This is a genomic window from Paenibacillus sp. (assembly GCF_035645195.1).
In the GTDB taxonomy this organism is placed as follows: Bacteria; Bacillota; Bacilli; order Paenibacillales; family YIM-B00363; genus Paenibacillus_AE.
Genome location: NZ_DASQNA010000039.1, coordinates 279,231 through 298,577 on the forward strand (window position 1 = coordinate 279,231; position 19,347 = coordinate 298,577).

16 protein-coding genes and 1 other annotated feature (1 of these 17 cut by a window edge) are annotated in these 19,347 nt (G+C 58.0%); of the genes, 15 read left to right on the forward strand and 1 reads right to left on the reverse strand.

Features of this window, described 5'->3' with window-relative positions; genetic code table 11:
- Positions 1–3, forward strand: a sequence feature (ribosomal protein L10 leader region) (it extends 166 nt beyond the left edge of the window).
- Positions 4–39: 36 nt separating this feature from the next.
- The 10 genes from rplJ to tuf all read left to right on the forward strand — a co-directional run bounded on the left by rplJ (position 40) and on the right by tuf (position 14,205).
- Positions 40–537: a 50S ribosomal protein L10 gene (gene rplJ / locus VE009_RS21770; protein ID WP_325011345.1), complete on the forward strand. Its 498-nt coding sequence runs from the start codon at positions 40–42 to the stop codon at positions 535–537.
- Positions 538–567: 30 nt separating this feature from the next.
- On the forward strand, positions 568–933 hold the full coding sequence (gene rplL / locus VE009_RS21775) for a 50S ribosomal protein L7/L12 (RefSeq protein WP_325011347.1): 366 nt from the start codon (positions 568–570) through the stop codon (positions 931–933).
- A gap of 103 nt (positions 934–1,036) precedes the next feature.
- Entirely contained in the window at positions 1,037–1,642 is a 606-nt protein-coding gene (locus VE009_RS21780; protein ID WP_325011349.1) for a class I SAM-dependent methyltransferase, read from the forward strand.
- A gap of 410 nt (positions 1,643–2,052) precedes the next feature.
- Positions 2,053–5,589 carry a DNA-directed RNA polymerase subunit beta gene (gene rpoB, locus VE009_RS21785; RefSeq protein ID WP_325011351.1) on the forward strand — a complete coding sequence of 1,179 codons (3,537 nt, stop codon included), beginning with the start codon at positions 2,053–2,055 and terminating at the stop codon, positions 5,587–5,589.
- Between the two features lie 96 nt (positions 5,590–5,685).
- Entirely contained in the window at positions 5,686–9,309 is a 3,624-nt protein-coding gene (rpoC, locus tag VE009_RS21790) for a DNA-directed RNA polymerase subunit beta' (protein WP_325011353.1), read from the forward strand.
- 179 nt (positions 9,310–9,488) lie between these two features.
- Positions 9,489–9,740 carry a ribosomal L7Ae/L30e/S12e/Gadd45 family protein gene (locus VE009_RS21795; protein ID WP_325011355.1) on the forward strand — a complete coding sequence of 84 codons (252 nt, stop codon included), beginning with the start codon at positions 9,489–9,491 and terminating at the stop codon, positions 9,738–9,740.
- Positions 9,741–9,860: 120 nt separating this feature from the next.
- On the forward strand, positions 9,861–10,280 hold the full coding sequence (gene rpsL, locus VE009_RS21800; RefSeq protein ID WP_199616573.1) for a 30S ribosomal protein S12: 420 nt from the start codon (positions 9,861–9,863) through the stop codon (positions 10,278–10,280).
- A 115-nt stretch (positions 10,281–10,395) separates the two neighbouring features.
- A complete protein-coding gene (gene rpsG, locus VE009_RS21805) occupies positions 10,396–10,866 on the forward strand; it encodes a 30S ribosomal protein S7 (RefSeq protein WP_325011359.1) in 471 nt (156 codons plus the stop codon).
- Between the two features lie 39 nt (positions 10,867–10,905).
- Positions 10,906–12,978, forward strand: a complete 2,073-nt coding sequence (fusA, locus tag VE009_RS21810) for an elongation factor G (RefSeq protein ID WP_325011361.1) — start codon at positions 10,906–10,908, stop codon at positions 12,976–12,978.
- Between the two features lie 36 nt (positions 12,979–13,014).
- The gene (gene tuf / locus VE009_RS21815) at positions 13,015–14,205 is read left to right on the forward strand and encodes an elongation factor Tu (protein WP_325011363.1); all 1,191 of its coding nucleotides are present in this window, start codon (positions 13,015–13,017) and stop codon (positions 14,203–14,205) included.
- A gap of 1,087 nt (positions 14,206–15,292) precedes the next feature.
- On the opposite strand, the gene VE009_RS21820 is transcribed toward tuf, so the two are convergent.
- Positions 15,293–15,853, reverse strand: a complete 561-nt coding sequence (locus tag VE009_RS21820) for a hypothetical protein (RefSeq protein WP_325011365.1) — start codon at positions 15,851–15,853, stop codon at positions 15,293–15,295.
- Between the two features lie 151 nt (positions 15,854–16,004).
- Here VE009_RS21820 and VE009_RS21825 point away from each other — a divergent pair, with 151 nt between their 5' ends.
- From VE009_RS21825 to VE009_RS21845, 5 genes are all read left to right on the forward strand, one after another.
- Entirely contained in the window at positions 16,005–16,208 is a 204-nt protein-coding gene (locus VE009_RS21825) for a sigma factor G inhibitor Gin (RefSeq protein ID WP_325011367.1), read from the forward strand.
- A gap of 116 nt (positions 16,209–16,324) precedes the next feature.
- Complete coding sequence (locus VE009_RS21830) at positions 16,325–17,806, forward strand: aminotransferase class I/II-fold pyridoxal phosphate-dependent enzyme (protein ID WP_325011369.1); 1,482 nt, start codon at positions 16,325–16,327, stop codon at positions 17,804–17,806.
- Between the two features lie 27 nt (positions 17,807–17,833).
- Positions 17,834–18,478: a dTMP kinase gene (gene tmk / locus VE009_RS21835; protein ID WP_325011370.1), complete on the forward strand. Its 645-nt coding sequence runs from the start codon at positions 17,834–17,836 to the stop codon at positions 18,476–18,478.
- Between the two features lie 54 nt (positions 18,479–18,532).
- The gene (locus tag VE009_RS21840) at positions 18,533–18,862 is read left to right on the forward strand and encodes a cyclic-di-AMP receptor (RefSeq protein ID WP_324892236.1); all 330 of its coding nucleotides are present in this window, start codon (positions 18,533–18,535) and stop codon (positions 18,860–18,862) included.
- Positions 18,863–18,896: 34 nt separating this feature from the next.
- Positions 18,897–19,343, forward strand: coding sequence for a YaaR family protein (locus VE009_RS21845; RefSeq protein WP_325011371.1), 447 nt, complete (start codon positions 18,897–18,899; stop codon positions 19,341–19,343).
- Positions 19,344–19,347: the final 4 nt, after the last annotated feature.

A 19,347-nucleotide genomic window follows, 5' to 3' on the forward strand; every position in this document is an offset into this window, starting at 1 on the left:
GCCTGCTAAAGCAAACCCATTCTTACAGGAGGTGTCCCTATGCCTAACGCTAAAGTGTTGGCGGAAAAGCAGCAGCTCGTGAGCGAAGTGGCGGATAAGCTCCGCAACAGCGCGTGCACGGTCGTTGCCGACTACCGCGGCCTTACGGTCGCTCAAGTGACCGAACTGCGCAAGCAGCTTCGCGAAGCGGGCGTCGAGTTCCAAGTCATCAAGAACACGCTCACTCGCCGTGCGACGGCAGCAACGGAACTGACGGAGCTCGACGCTCACCTGACAGGTCCGTCTGCGATCGCGTTCAGCTCGGATATCATCGCCCCGGCGAAAATCCTGAGCAACTTCGCGAAGAAGAACGAAAACTTGAAAGTGAAAGCGGGCGTCGTCGAAGGCAAAGTCGTCGACGCGGCGCAAATCAAGGCGCTGGCAGATCTGCCGTCCCGCGAAGGCCTCTTGTCCATGCTCCTCAGCGTGCTTCAAGCGCCGATGCGCAACTTCGCGCTTGCGGTTAAAGCGGTCGGAGAGCAGAAAGAACAAGCATAATTTTAATAAAATAATTGGAGGGTTATCCAAATGAGCAAAGAGCAAATCATTGAAGCCATTAAGGGCATGACCGTTCTTGAACTGAACGATCTCGTAAAAGCAATCGAAGAAGAATTCGGCGTAACGGCAGCAGCTCCGATGGTAATGGCTGGCGGCGGCGCAGCAGCAGAAGCAGCAGCTGAGCAAACGGAATTCGACGTAATCCTCGCAAGCGCAGGCGCTTCGAAGATCAACGTTATCAAAGTCGTTCGCGAAATCACGGGCCTCGGCTTGAAAGAAGCGAAAGAACTCGTCGACAACGCTCCGAAGCCGATCAAAGAAAAGATCTCCAAAGAAGATGCAGACAAGATCAAAGCTCAGCTCGAAGAAGCTGGCGCTTCGGTAGAAGTGAAGTAATAGCAAGCCTTACGGCTGAAAACCCCTTGCGAACGCAAATCGCGCTCGCAGGGGGTTTTGCTTCAAGGTGAAGCACGAATCGTTAGGGAGGGTGCCTGCCGAAATGAACGAACATTATTATTCGAAACAACCGACGACGGCGTCGAATCGCCAAACGATTCAAGCGACGCTGCGCGGCAAATCGTACAGCTTCGTCACCGAGGCGGGCGTCTTTTCCAAACGGGAAGTCGACTTCGGAAGCAGGCTGTTGATCGAAACGATGGAGTTTCCGAAAGATGCGAAGGTGCTGGACGTCGGCTGCGGGTACGGGCCGATCGGTTTGACCGCCGCCATGCTGGCGAGCGAAGGGACGGTCACGATGCTCGACGTGAACGAGCGCGCCGTCGCGACCGCGAAGGAAAATGCGGAGCGGCTTGGCATTAAGAACGTTCGGATCATGCTGAGCGACCGGTACGAAGCGCTCGCGCCAGGCGAGACGTTCGATGCGATTTTGACGAATCCGCCGATTCGCGCGGGGAAGTCGATCGTGCACAGCATTTTCGAGGGGGCGTTCGAGCGGCTGCGCCCGGGAGGCGCGCTGTGGATCGTCATTCAGAAGAAACAAGGGGCGCCATCGGCCTTTGCGAAGTTGGAGGAAACCTTTGGCGAGGTACGTGAAGTCGCGAAAGACAAGGGGTACCGTATCTTTAAAGCCATAAAACAAAATTGACGATTTGTCAACGCCTTTTTGTTGACTTCGAAACTTCGTTATGGTAGCATTAGAGAATGTCAGCATTAAAATGCCTATACTGTCTTTATTGCACGAAAATGTCAAGAGTTTTTTTGACATCGCGTTACGAAACAAAATTTCCTCGTTTTTTTCCGTTTTGACGTATATTGCCAAAGATTTCCGACTACGATAAATGATATGGAAATTTACAGCTACCGCTTAGTTTTCCCTACTTCTTTCAAGTAGATCGAGTCGAAGGGTTCTTCGCGGCGGGGCTCTTTTTTTCTCTTTTCCCATTTCGTTAATCATAAGAGACGCTTTTTGTTCGGCGCCTCTTGTTTCAATTTTGCTTCTTTTGCGCTGTTCGCAACGCGTTGGGCAGTCCAGTAGACATGAGGGGTGAACGTAAGTTGGCAGGACATGTGGTGCAACTCGGTCGTCGTGAACGTAGAAGCTACGCTCGCATCAAGGAAGTATTGGAAATCCCGAACCTCATCGAGATCCAACAGAAATCGTACGAGAGTTTCTTGGAAACCGGATTGCGAGAGCTGCTGCAGGACATCTCGCCGATCCAAGACTTTACGGGAAATCTGGCTTTGGAATTCATCGACTACAGCCTCGGGGAACCGAAGTATTCGGTCGACGAATCGAAGGAGCGCGACGTCACGTACGCGGCGCCTCTTCGCGTGAAGGTTCGCCTTATCAATAAGGAAACGGGCGAAGTGAAAGAACAGGAAGTGTTCATGGGCGACTTCCCGCTGATGACCGAGACGGGCACGTTCATTATCAACGGCGCGGAACGGGTTATCGTCAGCCAGCTCGTGCGCAGTCCTAGCGTTTACTTCAGTAAGAAGTTGGACAAGAACGGCAAGAAGAGCTACACCGCGACCGTCATCCCGAACCGCGGCGCATGGCTCGAACTCGAGACGGATATGAAGGACATCATCTACGTCCGGATCGACCGCACGCGGAAAATTCCGGTGACGGTGCTTTTGCGCGCGCTCGGTTTCGGCACGGACGCCGAAATCATCGATCTGCTCGGCGACAACGAGTATATTCGCAACACGCTGGAGAAAGACAACACCGACTCTACGGAGAAGGCGCTTATCGAAATTTACGAACGTCTCCGTCCGGGAGAGCCGCCGACGCTCGAGAACGCGCGCAACCTGCTCATCGCTCGCTTCTTCGATCCGAAGCGGTACGATCTCGCGAACGTAGGCCGTTATAAGATCAATAAAAAGCTTCACATCAAGAACCGCTTGTTCAATCAGCGCCTCGCCGAGACGTTGATCGACTTCGAAACGGGCGAAATCATCGCCGAAGCGGGCCAAATGCTCGACCGCCGCCTGCTCGACAAGGTGCTTCCGTACATCGAGAAGGGCATCGGCTTGAACGAATACCGCGTCGCGCAAAGCCTCACCGAAGACGATTCGATTCCGCTGCAGACGATTTCGATCTTCTCGCCGGCGGAAGACGCGAAGGTCGTCAAAGTGATCGGCAACGCGCAGGTCGACAAGAACGTGAAGAACATCACGCCGTCGGACATCATCGCGTCGATCAACTACTTCGTGAACCTGCTCTACGGCGTAGGCAGCACGGACGACATCGACCATCTCGGCAACCGCCGTCTGCGTTCGGTCGGCGAGCTGCTGCAGAACCAGTTCCGCATCGGCCTCTCCCGGATGGAGCGCGTCGTGCGCGAACGGATGTCGATTCAGGACGCGAACGTGATCACGCCGCAAGCGTTGATCAACATCCGTCCGGTCATCGCGTCGATCAAGGAGTTCTTCGGCAGCTCCCAGCTGTCGCAGTTCATGGACCAGACGAACCCGCTGGCGGAATTGACGCATAAGCGCCGTCTGTCCGCGCTCGGTCCTGGCGGTCTGACGCGGGAGCGCGCCGGCTTCGAAGTGCGTGACGTTCACCACTCGCACTATGGCCGGATGTGCCCGATCGAGACGCCGGAAGGTCCGAACATCGGTCTGATCAACTCTTTGTCGACGTTCGCCCGGATCAACGAATACGGCTTCATCGAGACGCCGTACCGCTGGGTCGATCCGAAGACGTGCAAAGTAACCGATCAGATTCAATATATGACGGCGGACGAAGAAGACAACTATGTCATCGCCCAGGCGAACGAAGAGATTAACGACGACGGTTCGTTCAAGAACGACTCGCTCATCGTCCGCTACAAAGACGAACACCTTATCTTGCCGAAGGACCGCGTCGATTATATGGACGTCTCGCCGAAGCAGGTCGTGTCCGTCGCGACGGCGCTCATTCCGTTCCTCGAGAACGACGACTCGAACCGCGCGCTCATGGGTTCGAACATGCAGCGGCAAGCGGTGCCTCTGCTCATCCCGAAGGCGCCGTTCGTCGGCACGGGTCTCGAGCACAAAGCGGCGAAAGACTCCGGCGTGTGCGTCGTCTCGAAATTCGACGGCGTCATCGAGCGGGCGACCGCGAACGAGATTTGGCTCCGCCGCCAAGAGACGGTGGACGGCCGCCTCGTGAACGGCGATCTCGTGAAGTATAAGCTTCACAAGTTCATCCGTTCCAACCAAGGCACGTGCATCAACCAGCGTCCTCTCGTTCGCAAAGGCGACATCGTGAAGGCGGGCGACATTCTGGCGGACGGTCCGTCCACGGAAATGGGCGAATTGGCGCTCGGCCGCAACGTCGTCGTCGCGTTCATGACGTGGGAAGGCTACAACTACGAGGACGCCATCCTCCTGAGCGAGAAGCTCGTGAAGGAAGACGTGTACACCTCGATCCATATCGAAGAATACGAGTCCGAAGCGCGCGACACGAAGCTCGGACCGGAAGAAATTACGCGCGACATCCCGAACGTCGGCGAAGACGCGCTCAAGAACTTGGATGAGCGCGGCATTATCCGCGTCGGCGCGGAAATCGGCGCGGGCGACATCCTCGTCGGCAAAGTGACGCCGAAGGGCGTAACGGAACTGACGGCGGAAGAGCGTCTCCTCCACGCGATCTTCGGCGAGAAGGCGCGCGAAGTTCGCGATACGTCGCTCCGCGTGCCGCACGGCACCGACGGCATCGTCGTCGACGTGAAGGTGTTCACGCGCGAGAACGGCGACGAACTGCCGCCGGGCGTCAACCAGCTCGTCCGCGTGTACATCGCGCAGAAGCGGAAAATTTCCGAGGGCGACAAGATGGCTGGCCGTCACGGCAACAAAGGGGTTATCGCGCGCATTCTGCCGGAAGAAGATATGCCGTTCCTGCCGGACGGCACGCCGGTCGAAGTCGTGCTCAACCCGCTGGGCGTTCCTTCCCGGATGAACATCGGTCAGGTGCTCGAGGTTCACCTCGGCATGGCCGCGAAGCACCTCGGCATTCATGTCGCGACGCCGGTATTCGACGGCGCGCGCGAATACGACGTGTTCGATACGATGGAAGAAGCCGGCATGCAGCGCAACGGCAAGACGAGACTGTACGACGGCCGCACGGGCGAGATGTTCGAACGCGAAGTAACGGTCGGCGTCATGTACATGATCAAGCTGGCGCACATGGTCGACGACAAAATCCATGCGCGTTCCACGGGACCGTACTCCCTCGTTACGCAGCAGCCGCTGGGCGGTAAAGCGCAATTCGGCGGCCAGCGCTTCGGCGAGATGGAAGTGTGGGCGCTCGAGGCGTACGGCGCGGCGTATACGCTGCAAGAGATCCTGACGGTCAAGTCCGACGACGTCGTCGGCCGCGTGAAGACGTACGAGTCGATCGTCAAGGGCGAGAACGTGCCGGAACCGGGCGTGCCGGAGTCGTTCAAAGTGTTGATCAAGGAGCTCCAAAGCTTAGGCATGGACGTGAAGATTTTGTCGGAGAACGAAGAAGAGATCGAAATGAAAGAATTCGACGACGACGAAGACGTGTCCAACGACAAGCTGAACCTCAATCTCGAAGGATCCGAAGTCGGCATCGAGTAAGCCGCCCCGGATTCCGTTCCGTAAGCCGGAGCAGGCCGCGGTTCGCCGCGGCCGTCCGGTCCATAGATCGATAACAATTGCAGGGAGGGTTGCTCCTTGATGGATGTCAACAACTTTGAGTTTATGAAGATCGGGCTTGCCTCCCCGGACAAAATCCGCTCGTGGTCGCGCGGCGAAGTGAAGAAGCCGGAGACGATCAACTATCGGACGTTGAAACCGGAGAAGGAAGGCTTGTTTTGCGAGAAAATCTTCGGACCGCAGAAAGACTGGGAATGTCACTGCGGCAAATATAAACGCGTTCGTTACAAAGGCGTCGTCTGCGATCGCTGCGGCGTCGAAGTCACGCGCCAGAAGGTGCGCCGCGAACGGATGGGCCACATCGAGCTCGCCGCTCCGGTCTCGCACATCTGGTACTTCAAAGGCATCCCGAGCCGCATGGGTCTCGCGCTCGACATGTCTCCTCGCTCGCTCGAGGAAATCATTTACTTCGCTTCCTATGTCGTAACGGATCCGGGCGATACGCCGCTCGAGAAGAAGCAGCTTCTTTCCGAGAAGGAATATCGCAGCTACCGCGAGAAGTACGGCTACGCGTTCCAAGCGGGCATGGGCGCCGAAGCGGTGAAGAAACTTCTCCAAGACATCGATCTCTCCAAAGAAGTCGATGCGCTGAAGGAAGAGTTGAAAACCGCGCAAGGCCAGCGCCGCAACCGCGCGATCAAGCGCCTCGAAGTGCTTGAAGCGTTCCGCAATTCCGGCAACCAGCCGGACTGGATGATCATGGACGTCCTGCCGGTCATTCCGCCGGAGCTTCGTCCGATGGTGCAGCTCGACGGCGGCCGTTTCGCGACGTCCGACCTGAACGATCTGTACCGCCGCGTCATTAACCGGAACAACCGTCTGAAGCGTCTGCTCGATCTCGGCGCTCCGGACATTATCGTACAGAACGAGAAGCGCATGCTCCAAGAAGCCGTCGACGCGCTCATCGACAACGGCCGCCGCGGCCGTCCGGTGACGGGCCCGGGCAACCGCCCGCTCAAGTCGCTGTCGCACATGCTGAAGGGCAAGCAAGGACGCTTCCGTCAAAACCTGCTCGGCAAGCGCGTCGACTACTCCGGCCGTTCGGTTATCGTCGTTGGTCCGTCGCTTAAGATGTACCAGTGCGGTTTGCCGAAGGAAATGGCGCTCGAGCTCTTCAAGCCGTTCGTCATGAAGGAACTCGTCAACAAAGGGCTCGCGCACAACATCAAGAGCGCGAAGCGCAAAGTCGAGCGCGTATCCCCGGAAGTATGGGACGTTCTCGAAGAAGTCATCAAAGAGCATCCGGTGCTCCTGAACCGCGCGCCGACGCTGCACCGTCTCGGCATCCAAGCGTTCGAGCCGATTCTCGTCGAAGGCCGCGCGATCAAGCTGCACCCGCTCGTATGTACGGCGTACAACGCCGACTTCGACGGCGACCAGATGGCCGTCCACGTGCCGCTGTCCGCCGAGGCGCAAGCCGAAGCGCGCATCCTGATGCTCGCGTCGGGCAACATCTTGAACCCGAAGGACGGCAAGCCGGTCGTTACGCCGTCTCAGGACATGGTCTTGGGCTCGTACTATCTGACCCTCGACAATCCGGAGACGCAGGGCACGGGCTATATTTTCCGCGACGTGAACGAAGTCGTGTCCGCGTACCAGCGCGGCGCGGTAGCGCTCCATGCGCGCGTCGCCATCCCGGTCAAGGCGCTGAAGAAGACGTCTTTCACGGAAGAGCAGGAGAAAGCTCTGCTCATTACGAACGTGGGCAAAATTATTTTCAACGAGATTTTCCCGGAAGACTTCCCGTATATCAACGAACCGACGAAGGCGAATCTCCTGAACGGCGTGGCGGATCACTACTTCATCATGGAGAAGGGCGCCAACGTTCGCGAGCTCATCATGAACGCGCAGTTCAAGGGCGCCGTCGGCAAAGACTATCTCGGGGCGATTATCGCGGAATGCTTCCGTAAATACCATACGACGCAGACGTCGATCATTCTCGACAACATCAAGCAGCTCGGCTTCACGTATTCGACGCGCGCGGGCATCACGATCGCCGTGTCCGACGTAACCGTGCCGCAGGAGAAGGCTCGCATTCTGGCCGAGTCCGAAGAGAAAGTCCGCGTCGTTACGAACCAATACCGCCGTGGTCTCATTACGGACGAAGAGCGTTACGACCGCGTCATCTCGATCTGGTCGAAGGCGAAAGACGAGCTGACGGACATCTTGATGAAGTCGCTCGACAAGTTCAACTCGATCTCGATGATGGTCGACTCCAAAGCGCGCGGCAACAAGTCGCAGATTACGCAGCTCGGCGGCATGCGGGGCCTCATGGCGAACCCGTCCGGCCGGATCATCGAGTTGCCGATCAAGTCGAACTTCCGCGAAGGCCTCACCGTCCTCGAGTACTTCATCTCGACGCACGGCGCGCGGAAAGGTCTCGCGGATACGGCGCTTCGGACGGCGGACTCCGGTTACCTGACCCGCCGCCTCGTCGACGTGGCGCAGGACGTCATCGTCCGCGAAGAAGATTGCGGTACGGACAAAGGCTTCGTCGTCGGCAAAATCCAAGACGGCAAAGAAGTCATCGAGGACTTGTACGACCGGATCGAAGGCCGCTACGCTTTCGAGACGGTGCGCCATCCGGAGACGGGCGAAGTCATCGTCGCGCGCAACCAGCTGATCCGCGACGCGGAAGCGAACGCGATTATCGCGGCGGGCGTCGAGAAACTGCAAATCCGTTCGGTGCTCTCTTGCCGCACGCGTCACGGCGTCTGCAAGAAGTGCTACGGCCGTAACCTCGCGACCGGCGCGTTCGTCGAAATCGGTGAAGCGGTCGGCATCATCGCGGCGCAATCGATCGGCGAGCCGGGAACGCAGCTCACGATGCGTACGTTCCACACGGGCGGCGTCGCGGGCGACGACATCACGCAAGGTTTGCCGCGGATTCAGGAGCTCTTCGAAGCTCGGAACCCGAAAGGCCAAGCGATCATTTCCGAAATCGACGGCGTCGTGAAGGAGATCCGCGAAGCGAAAGACCGCCGCGAGATCGAAGTCGCCGGCGAAGCGGAATCCAGAACGTATTCCGTCACGTACGGTTCGCGTATCCGCGTCACGGTCGGTCAACAGATCGAAGCGGGCGACGAGCTGACGGACGGTTCCATCGACCCGAAAGAAATGCTGCGCATCAAAGGTATCCGCGGGGTGCAGAACTACATCCTGCAGGAAGTCCAGCGCGTATATCGTAACCAGGGCGTAGAAATCAACGACAAGCACGTCGAAGTTATGATCCGCCAGATGCTGCGGAAAATCCGCATCGTCGACGCGGGCGACACGACGCTGCTGCCAGGCTCGTTCGTGGACATCCACGAATACGAAGAGGCGAACCGCGTCGCGCTCATGGCGGACAAAGAGCCGGCCGTCGCGCGTCCCGTCCTGCTCGGGATCACGAAGGCGTCTCTCGAGACGGACTCGTTCCTCTCGGCCGCTTCGTTCCAAGAGACGACGCGCGTCTTGACGGACGCCGCCATCAAGGGCAAAGTCGACCAGCTGCTCGGTTTGAAAGAGAACGTCATTATCGGCAAGCTCATTCCGGCGGGTACGGGGATGTCCCGTTACCGCGGCATTCGGGTCGTCGACCCGAACGCGGCGCCGGAAGAAGGCACGGATGCCGTATCCGAACAGCCGGTAGCCGTCGAGTAATCGATAGCGATTCGAGGCGCGTCCGCCGCTCCGCTTCCGCGGTTTCGGCGGGCGCGATCCGCTCGAATCGGTCTCAATGATTTCCTTCTTGACACGGGCGGCAGCCCGGTGATAATATGTTACAGTGTGCCAAAAAGAATTGGTCTCATGCGAGCTGTTCTTTGGAGGATATTTCAACAATGTCTTATGATGAAGAACTGCGTGGAAGACAACTGCGCATCGGCACGAAGCAAACGACGAAAGCGGTGGAGCTAGGCGCAGCCGCCAAAGTGTTTGTGGCGAAAGACGCAGATCCAAAGCTGACGAGCAAGATTGTTTCGCTGGCGAAGAAGATGGGCGTCGAAGTGGCGTACGTCGATTCTATGAAGCTGTTAGGTAAAGCTTGCGGAATCGAAGTCGGCGCGGCGATGGCTGCTATAGTGAATGAGTGAAACCATGTTTTTGTCCGGGATTCCGAAGACAAAAACATTCTCTTTGTTCACAAATGACTCACCTGGATCTGTGGACTTAAAAATTGGTTTACAAACGTTATTGAAGGAGGTGCAACATACATGCCAACGATTAACCAACTCGTACGCAAAGGACGCAAAGCGAAGGTCGTCAAGTCCAAGTCCCCGGCGCTTCAGAAGGGCTTCAACGCTCTGAGACGCGAAGAGACGGACCTGAGCGCACCGCAAAAGCGCGGCGTCTGCACGCGTGTCGGCACGATGACGCCGAAGAAGCCGAACTCGGCTCTCCGGAAATACGCTCGTGTACGCCTTACGAACCGCGTCGAAGTTACTGCCTACATCGGCGGGATCGGCCACAACTTGCAAGAGCACAGCGTCGTTCTCGTTCGCGGCGGCCGTGTTAAGGACCTTCCGGGTGTCCGTTACCACATCGTTCGCGGCGCGCTCGATACGGCCGGCGTTAACAACCGGATGCAAGCTCGTTCCAAGTACGGCACGAAGCGTCCGAAAGCGAAGAAGTAATATCAAGTCAGCCCGCGTTCAGCGGGAGAGCAAGATCCGAGATCGAGCAAGTCGCAGGCTCGCCGATCTCTAAAACCTATACTAAGTATGAACCGATTGGGAAAGGGGGATAACTATGCCACGTAAAGGTCCTGTTCCGAAGCGCGATGTGCTTCCGGATCCGATTTATAACAGCAAGTTGGTCACTCGTCTTATCAACCGTATCATGATCGACGGTAAGCGCGGCGTCGCTCAGACGATTCTGTACGACGCGTTCGAACTGATTCGTCAACGTACGGGTAACGAGCCGATGGAAGTATTCGAGGCTGCGATCAAGAACATCATGCCGGTGCTCGAGGTCAAAGCACGCCGCGTCGGCGGCGCGAACTACCAGGTGCCGATCGAAGTGAAGCCGGAGCGCCGTACGTCGCTTGGTCTTCGTTGGTTGGTCAACTACGCTCGCAACCGCGGCGAGAAGACGATGACGGAGCGCCTTGCAGCCGAAATCATCGACGCAAGCAACAACACGGGCGCGTCGGTCAAGAAGCGCGAAGATACGCACAAAATGGCCGAAGCGAACAAAGCGTTCGCCCACTACCGTTGGTAATAAACCACAAGAGGTTTGGATAGAAGGGAGAGCAAGCGAATGCCAAGAGCGTTCTCTTTGCAGAACACGCGCAACATCGGCATTATGGCCCACATCGACGCAGGCAAGACGACGACGACCGAGCGCATTCTTTACTTTACCGGACGCGTCCATAAGATCGGCGAGGTTCACGAAGGCGCCGCAACGATGGACTGGATGGAACAAGAACAAGAGCGCGGCATCACGATCACGTCGGCTGCTACGACGGCGCAATGGAAGGGCCATCGCGTCAACATTATCGACACGCCCGGACACGTAGACTTCACAGTCGAGGTTGAGCGTTCCCTGCGCGTGCTCGACGGCGCGGTAGCGGTGTTCTCCGCCAAGGAAGGCGTAGAGCCGCAATCCGAAACCGTATGGCGTCAAGCGGATCGCTACGGCGTTCCGCGGATCGCGTACGTGAACAAGATGGACATCATCGGCGCGGACTTCCTCGGGGCAGTCCAATCGATGAGAGACCGTCTCGGCGCGAACGCAGTTCCGATTCAACTTCCTATGGGCGCTGAAGCGGACTACGTCGGTTATATCGACTTGATCGGTAACGTCGCTTACCGCTTCACGGACGATATGGGCAGCTTGGAGCAATTGAGCGAAATTCCTTCGGAGTATCAAGCACAAGCCGAAGAGCTTCGCAGCCAATTGATCGAAAAGATCGCCGAACTCGACGAAGAACTGACGATGAAGTACCTCGAAGGCGAAGAAATTTCCGTCGACGAGCTGAAGGTCGCTCTGCGTAAAGGCACGGTAGGAGTAAAAATCTTCCCGGTCATCGCAGGTTCTTCCTACAAGAACAAGGGCGTACAACCGATGCTCGACGCGGTTATCGACTACTTGCCGGCTCCGACGGACGTTCCGGATATCCGCGGCGTTCTCGAAGACGGTACGGAAGTCGTTCGGAAATCGGCCGACAACGAGCCGTTCTCCGCGCTCGCGTTCAAGATCATGACGGACCCGTATGTCGGTAAGCTTACGTTCTTCCGCGTATACTCCGGTATTCTCAACTCCGGTTCGTACGTGTTGAACGCAACGAAGGGCAAGCGCGAGCGGATCGGCCGGATTCTTCAGATGCACGCGAACTCCCGCGAAGAGATCCAAGAGGTATACGCAGGCGACATCGCCGCAGCAGTAGGCCTCAAGGATACGATCACGGGCGACACGCTGTGCGACGAGAAAAACCCGGTTATCCTCGAGTCGATGAACTTCCCGGACCCGGTTATCTCCATCGCGGTAGAGCCGAAGTCCAAAGCGGACCAAGACAAGATGGGCGTCGCTTTGACGAAGCTGGCCGAGGAAGACCCGACGTTCCGTTACTACACGGACGAAGAAACGGGCCAGACGATCATCCAGGGTATGGGCGAGCTCCATCTCGAGATCATCGTCGACCGCATGAAGCGCGAATTCAAGGTGGAAACGAACGTCGGCAAGCCGCAGGTTGCTTACCGCGAAACGTTCCGCCAACCGGCGAAAGTCGAAGGCAAGTTCGTACGTCAGTCCGGCGGTCGCGGCCAATACGGCCATTGCTGGATCGAATTCGAACCGCTCGAAGCTGGCTCCGGATTCGTGTTCGAAAACAAGATCGTCGGCGGTGTTGTACCGCGTGAATATATTCCTGCAGTACAAAACGGTATCGAAGAGTCGATGAAGAACGGCGTATTGGCCGGCTTCCCGCTCGTAGATATCAAGGCGACGATCGTCGACGGTTCGTACCACGACGTCGACTCCAACGAGATGGCGTTCAAAATTGCCGGCTCTATGGCGCTCAAAGCGGCGAAAGACAAGTGTAAGCCGGTTCTTCTCGAGCCGATCATGAAAGTCGAAGTTACCGTTCCGGAAGAGTACATGGGCGACGTTATGGGCGACCTGAACTCCCGCCGCGGTCGGATCGAAGGCATGGACAACCGTGCCGGCGCTCAGATCATCCGTGCGAAGGTTCCGCTCTCCGAGATGTTCGGTTACTCGACTACGCTTCGCTCTCGTACGCAAGGTCGCGGCGTGTTCGCGATGGAACTCTCCCATTATGAGGAAGTGCCTAAATCTATCGCAGATGAGATCATCTCGAAGAAGGGCGCCTAATTATACTAATTTTTCTCTAAGGAGGAAATTTCACTAATGGCAAAGGCAAAATTCGAACGTAATAAGCCGCACGTTAACATCGGCACGATCGGTCACGTCGACCACGGTAAAACGACGCTGACGGCAGCAATCACGACGGTATTGTCGAAGAAGTACGGCGGTAACGCTGTAGCATTCGACCAAATCGACAAAGCTCCGGAAGAGCGCGAGCGCGGTATCACGATCTCGACGGCACACGTTGAGTACGAGACGCCGAACCGTCACTACGCTCACGTTGACTGCCCAGGACACGCCGACTACGTTAAGAACATGATCACGGGTGCTGCACAGATGGACGGCGCAATCCTCGTCGTATCCGCAGCTGACGGCCCAATGCCGCAAACGCGCGAGCACATCCTGCTCTCCCGTCAGGTAGGCGTACCGTACATCGTCGTATTCATGAACAAGTGCGACATGGTTGAAGACGAAGAATTGCTCGAGCTCGTCGAGATGGAAATCCGCGACCTGCTGTCCGAGTACGAATTCCCGGGCGACGACACGCCGATCATCCGCGGTTCCGCGCGCGAAGCGCTGCAAAACCCGGACGGCGAGTGGGCTCAAAAAATCATCGAGCTGTTCGAGCAAATCGACACGTACATCCCGACGCCGGAGCGCGATACGGACAAGCCGTTCCTTATGCCGGTCGAGGACGTATTCACGATCACGGGCCGCGGTACGGTTGCTACGGGCCGCGTAGAGCGTGGTGTGGTTAAAGTCGGCGACGAAGTCGAGATCATCGGTCTCGCCGAAGAAACTCGCAAGACGGTCGTTACGGGCGTTGAAATGTTCCGTAAGTTGCTCGACTCCGCACAAGCGGGCGACAACATCGGCGCACTGCTCCGCGGTGTTGACCGTAAAGACATCGAGCGCGGTCAAGTTTTGGCGAAGACGGGTTCCGTTAAGCCGCACACGAACTTCACGGCTCAAATCTACGTCCTGACGAAAGAAGAAGGCGGCCGTCACAAGCCTTTCTTCACGGGCTACCGTCCGCAATTCTACTTCCGTACGACGGACGTTACGGGCATCATCAACCTGCCGGAAGGCACGGAGATGGTTATGCCTGGCGACAACATCACGGTAACGGTTGAGCTCATCGCTCCGATCGCTATCGAAGAAGGTACGCGTTTCGCTATCCGCGAAGGCGGCCGTACGGTTGGCGCTGGCGCCGTTGCAACGATCCAAAAGTAATTCGTTACACATAAGAAGAGTCGATCGGGTTCGCCCGATCGGCTCTTTTTTGCGTCTGATGCCGTTTTGCGCTTTAGGCGGAGTGAGATTTGCATCGATGATGTTGCGCGAAGCTGGCGACGGCACAAATTTTGTGCGGTTCAGGGAAAAGAGCGCAAACGTTGTGCGGTTGGGGAGGAACGGAATGCGTTAGTGAGTCGGAAGTCGGCGGTTACGGGGCCAGCGGTAGCGCAACGCTCCATCAACAGCACAATATTTATGCTGTTAAGGCAAAAGAGCGCAGATTTTGTGCGGTTGGTGTGGAGCGAAATGCGTTAGTGAGCCGGAAGTCGGCGGTTACGAGGCCAGCGGAAGCACATCGCTCCACCGACGGAACAAAATTAGTGCGGTTCAGAGAAAAGCGTGCATACTTTGTGCAGTTGAAGGGGAGCGGAATGCATTAGTGAGCCGGAATTCGGAGGATACGGGGCCTGCGACCGCGCATCGCTCTACAGATAGCACAAAATTAGTACGGTTCGGGGAAAAGAGCGCAAACGTTGTGCGGTTGGTGTGGAGCGAAATGCGTTAGTGAGTCGGGATTCGGCAGTAACAGGTCATGGGGCAGCGAAGCGCTCTGGCAACAGCACAAATTTTGTGCGGTTCAGGGAAAAGAGCGCAAACGTTGTGCGGTTGGGGAGGAACGGAATGCGTTAGTGAGCTGGAAGTCGGCGGTTACGGGGCCAGCGACAGCGCAACGCTCAATCAACAGCACAATATTTATGCTGTTAAGGCAAAAGAGCGCAGATTTTGTACGGTTGGTGTGGAGCGAAATGCGTTAGTGAGCCGGGATTCGGCAGTAACAGGTCATGGGGTAGCGAAGCGCTCTGCTAACAGCACAAAATTAGTGCGGTTCAGGGAAAAGAGCACAAACTTCGTGTGGTTGGGCAGAGCGGAATAGCGTTAGTGAGTCGGGATTGATCGGTAACGGGTCGCGAGACAGCGGTGCGGCTCCACAACCAGCACAGTACTTGTGCTGTTAAGGTAAAAGGGCGCAGATATAGTGCGGTTAGGGACGTGGGCTAGCCAATCGTACGAGAGTTGAACAGGATCAGGGCGCGTACAGCGACGCGTCCGACGCCCCCAGCGTCAGCAGGCTGCCCGAGGCCGCGGAGCGTTGTAGAGACGAAATGAGCAGTATACGGGGCAGCATCCACCAGCTATGCAGAACGGCCAACGACGCGGCTGACACAGGAGGCAGCCAAACGGCGAAGACGCCCGAGATGAGGAAGCCTACGACGAACAAATGCAGCTGAATCGAGCGAAACTGGCGGAACGAGATGGTGGCGGTCGGCAAATAGCCGTACCAAGGCCACGACCGGCTCCACCCGTACCGTGAGGTGTCCGCGCCGCTTTCGTTTTCGCGCGCCAGCAGCAGCTTGGTCACGACACAATAGACCGCTTGCCATAGCCCAAGGGCGAGGACGGAGAACGCCACAGGAACGAGTCCGTCCCAGACGTACGCGGCGGACAGCCAAACGAGCGGGAGTCCGGCGTACAGCAGGGCAATCGGCGCACGGCGTCGAATTTTTTTTAATAGCTTGTATTGATAGATGATTTTATCGGTTTGCGTCTGCACCTCGGCTGCCTCCGCTTGTGCGGTGCGGTTCATGCACTTCGCTTGCCGCTCCCACATATGATATAGGAAATTAAAGGGCCTTGACGCCCTGTCGATTCTCAATTATAGCAAAGTTGCGAAAAAAAAGTTTAGAGATTTGGATGAAAGGCAATACTGGGAGTAAAAAAGGAAAGGTGAGCTGCCCATGAGTGCGCTGCAACCCGAAGAGCTGCCGATGTCCTGCACCTGTATCATTTGCGAACAAACGCGAGCCGAAGGCATTCATATTTGCGGACAATTCATCTGCGCGGACTGCGAGCAGGAGATGGTACGGACGGACGTGAAGGACGAAAAGTACCCGTTCTTCATTATGCAGATGAAACGGGTTTGGTATAAAAAAGACGCCTGACCGATGCGGACTATATCCCATAAAAAGGAGCCTCCCGGGCATGAATCGGGCGGCTTTTTTTTCGCACGGGGACAAGGTAAGATAGAAGCACGAGTTTCAGAGAGGGAGATCGATGGATGGACGAGGCAAGTGCGTATCGGGCGCCGATCGTTGAAGCGCTGCAAGCGTATGCGGCGGGGAGGAAGGCGTCGTTCCATGTGCCTGGACATAAGGCCGGAGCCGCTTTCGCGGCGGAGACGTCCGCTGTGGCGTGGCTGGAGGCGATAGGCGCCTATGACGCGACGGAGCTGCCGGGCTTGGACGATCTGCATGCGCCCGTGGGGGCGATCGCGGAAGCGCAGCGGCTCGCCGCGGACTGTTTCGGGGCGGACCGGACGTATTTCCTCGTCGGCGGCAGCACGGCGGGCAATTTGGCGGCGATTCAGGCGGCCGTCGGGCCGGGGGAGCTGATCGTCATGCAGCGGGACGCGCATAAATCGGCGATCCATGCGCTGATGCTGCGCGGCGCCGGAGCGTCGTTCGTGCCGCCGGACATCGACGAAAGCACGGGGCTTGCCCGCGGCCCGTCGGCTGCGGGGGTGGCTCGTGCGTTGGACGAGCATCCCGAGGCGAAGGCGGTGTTCGTCACGAGTCCGAACTATTACGGGTACGCGGTCGACATCGCCGCCATCGCCGAAGCGGCGCATGCGCGGGGGAAGCCGCTCATCGTCGACGAAGCGCACGGCGCGCATTTCGGCATGCACCCGGCGTTCCCGAACTCGGCGCTGCGTCAGGGGGCCGACGTCGTCATCCAATCGACGCACAAAATGCTTCAAGCGCTGACGATGGGGGCGATGCTGCACGTAAGGGGCGACCGGCTGCCGGCGGAGCGGATCGAGGCGCTGCTGCGCATGCTCCAGAGCTCCAGTCCGTCCTACCCGATCCTTGCATCCCTAGATTGGGCACGCCGGGAGCTCCACGTCCGAGGCGCCGAGGCGTTCGAGGGCGCGCTGCGGGCGATCGAGGAGCTGCACGAGGCGCTGCGGCCGCAACATCGCCGGTTCGCCTCGCTGCGCACCGACGATCCGATGAAGCCGCTGCTGAGCGACCGGGCGGGCGCCTTGTCCGGTTACGCGCTGCTGGACCGGTTGGCGGAGCTCGGCATCTACACGGAAATGGCCACGGAGCGGCATGTCGTTCTCGCGTGCAGCGCGGCGACGCGGGCGGAAGACATGTCGGCGCTGCTCGCGGCGCTGGATGAAATTGATTTGCGAAATCCGGCGAAAAAGAAGGAAAACGCGACGTTTTCCTCGAATAGATACACATGGGGGCCGATTTCTTCGTCCATACCCGTCTTTTTCGACGCAGGGGGCAAGAATTCGCCGTCCGCCGCGGCCGACGTCGTCGAAGTCCGATTGGAGGATGCCGTCGGAATGGCGAGCGCGGAGATGGTCGTACCGTATCCGCCGGGCATTCCGCTGCTGTACCCGGGCGAGACGATCACGCGCGAGGCGGCGGAGACGCTGCTTCGGTTAAGGGAACAAGGCGCGGCGGTACAGGGGCCGAAGGACCATACGCTGCGAATGCTGCGCGTACGGAGGAACCCATTTGACAGCTAGGCAATATACTATGTTAGGAGCCTGCAAGTGAAAGGCTTGTTTATTACATTCGAAGGACCCGACGGGTCCGGCAAAACGACGCAAATGCGAAGGCTCGTCGAGCGGCTGCAAGCGAAAGGCGAGGAAGTCGTCGTCACGAGGGAGCCGGGAGGCACGCCGATCGGCGATCGGATCCGGGAGCTGATTTTGTCTCCGGATCATAAGGAAATGGAAGACCACACGGAAGTGCTGCTGTACGCGGCGTCCCGGGCGCAGCACGTGCGCGAAGTCATCGTGCCGGCGCTCGAAGCCGGAAACATCGTCGTATGCGATCGATTCGTCGACGCGAGCATCGCGTATCAAGGGTACGGACTCGGCATGAAGCCGGAGACGGTGGCGGACATTAACCGGTTCGCGACCGGCGGCCTTCGGCCCGACCGAACGTATTTGCTCGACGTTCCCGTCAGCGTCAGCCGGGAGAGGTTGCTGCGGCGGGCCGGCGCGGCCGGAGGGGCGGCGCTGGATCGAATCGAACAAAAAGAGAGCGCGTATCACGAACGGGTAAGAGAGGGATTCCTGCTGATAGCGAACAACGAGCCGCACCGCGTGCTGCGGGTCGACGCGAACCAAGGCGTGGACGACATCGCGGCGATCATCGAAGCGGATTGCGATCGACTGCTTGCTAAGCGTTAACATGGAGGCTCGGCGGACGCGCGCCGAACGAATTCGCTCAGAGGAGGAATTAGGATGAAATTGGTGATCGCAGTCGTGCAAGACAAGGACAGCAACCGCCTGTCGAACGCATTGATCAAAGAGGGGATCCGCGCCACGAAGATGGCCAGCACCGGCGGCTTTCTGCGCGCGGGGAACACGACGTTCATGATCGGCATCGAAGACGATCGGGTGCAGGACGTGCTCGAGGTCATCAAGGCGAATTGCAAGGTTCGGGATCAACTGGTCACCCCGGTTACGCCGATGGGCGGAACGACGGATTCCTACATTCCGTTCCCGGTAGAGGTGCAAGTCGGCGGCGCGGCCGTGTTTATTATGCCGGTAGAGCGATTCGAACATTTCTAATACACGAACCAATCGGACACGGGGGCGGATACACGTGAAAATTAATCCCGGCATCCGTTCGTTCGGCAAGGAGCCCCTTCGCAACGAAGGGGCTCTTGGCTCCTCGGCGTCCTCTCGCCCGTTCTCCGGTTTTCTGCGGGAAGAGCGGGAAGCGGTTGCGCAGGACGAGCTGTCGAGGCGGATGGAGCGCATCGCGCAGCAAGGCGAGCGGCTCGCCCGCTCGATGACGGTCAGAGAGCTGCGCGAATACAAGCATATGGTACAGAGGTTTCTGGAGGATACGGTGCGCAAAGGCGTCGGCATCAAAGAAACGAGAGGCTGGGACCGCCGCGGCCGGACGAAGCGCTACCAGCTGCTTGATGAAATCGACCGTACGCTGATTTCGATGGCGGACGAGCTGCTGACAACCGAGCAGGGACGGATCGAGCTGCTCGGCAAAGTCGGCGAGATCCGAGGCCTGCTGATCAATTTGTTTTTTTAGGAGC

Bases quoted from the DNA above. Each gene is read 5' to 3' on its own strand.
- rplJ (WP_325011345.1), top strand. From the start codon at position 40: ATGCCTAACGCTAAAGTGTTGGCGGAAAAGCAGCAGCTCGTGAGCGAA.
- rplL (WP_325011347.1), top strand. From the start codon at position 568: ATGAGCAAAGAGCAAATCATTGAAGCCATTAAGGGCATGACCGTTCTT.
- VE009_RS21780 (WP_325011349.1), top strand. From the start codon at position 1,037: ATGAACGAACATTATTATTCGAAACAACCGACGACGGCGTCGAATCGC.
- VE009_RS21795 (WP_325011355.1), top strand. From the start codon at position 9,489: ATGTCTTATGATGAAGAACTGCGTGGAAGACAACTGCGCATCGGCACG.
- rpsL (WP_199616573.1), top strand. From the start codon at position 9,861: ATGCCAACGATTAACCAACTCGTACGCAAAGGACGCAAAGCGAAGGTC.
- rpsG (WP_325011359.1), top strand. From the start codon at position 10,396: ATGCCACGTAAAGGTCCTGTTCCGAAGCGCGATGTGCTTCCGGATCCG.
- fusA (WP_325011361.1), top strand. From the start codon at position 10,906: ATGCCAAGAGCGTTCTCTTTGCAGAACACGCGCAACATCGGCATTATG.
- tuf (WP_325011363.1), top strand. From the start codon at position 13,015: ATGGCAAAGGCAAAATTCGAACGTAATAAGCCGCACGTTAACATCGGC.
- VE009_RS21820 (WP_325011365.1), bottom strand. From the start codon at position 15,853: ATGAACCGCACCGCACAAGCGGAGGCAGCCGAGGTGCAGACGCAAACC.
- VE009_RS21825 (WP_325011367.1), top strand. From the start codon at position 16,005: ATGAGTGCGCTGCAACCCGAAGAGCTGCCGATGTCCTGCACCTGTATC.
- VE009_RS21830 (WP_325011369.1), top strand. From the start codon at position 16,325: ATGGACGAGGCAAGTGCGTATCGGGCGCCGATCGTTGAAGCGCTGCAA.
- VE009_RS21840 (WP_324892236.1), top strand. From the start codon at position 18,533: ATGAAATTGGTGATCGCAGTCGTGCAAGACAAGGACAGCAACCGCCTG.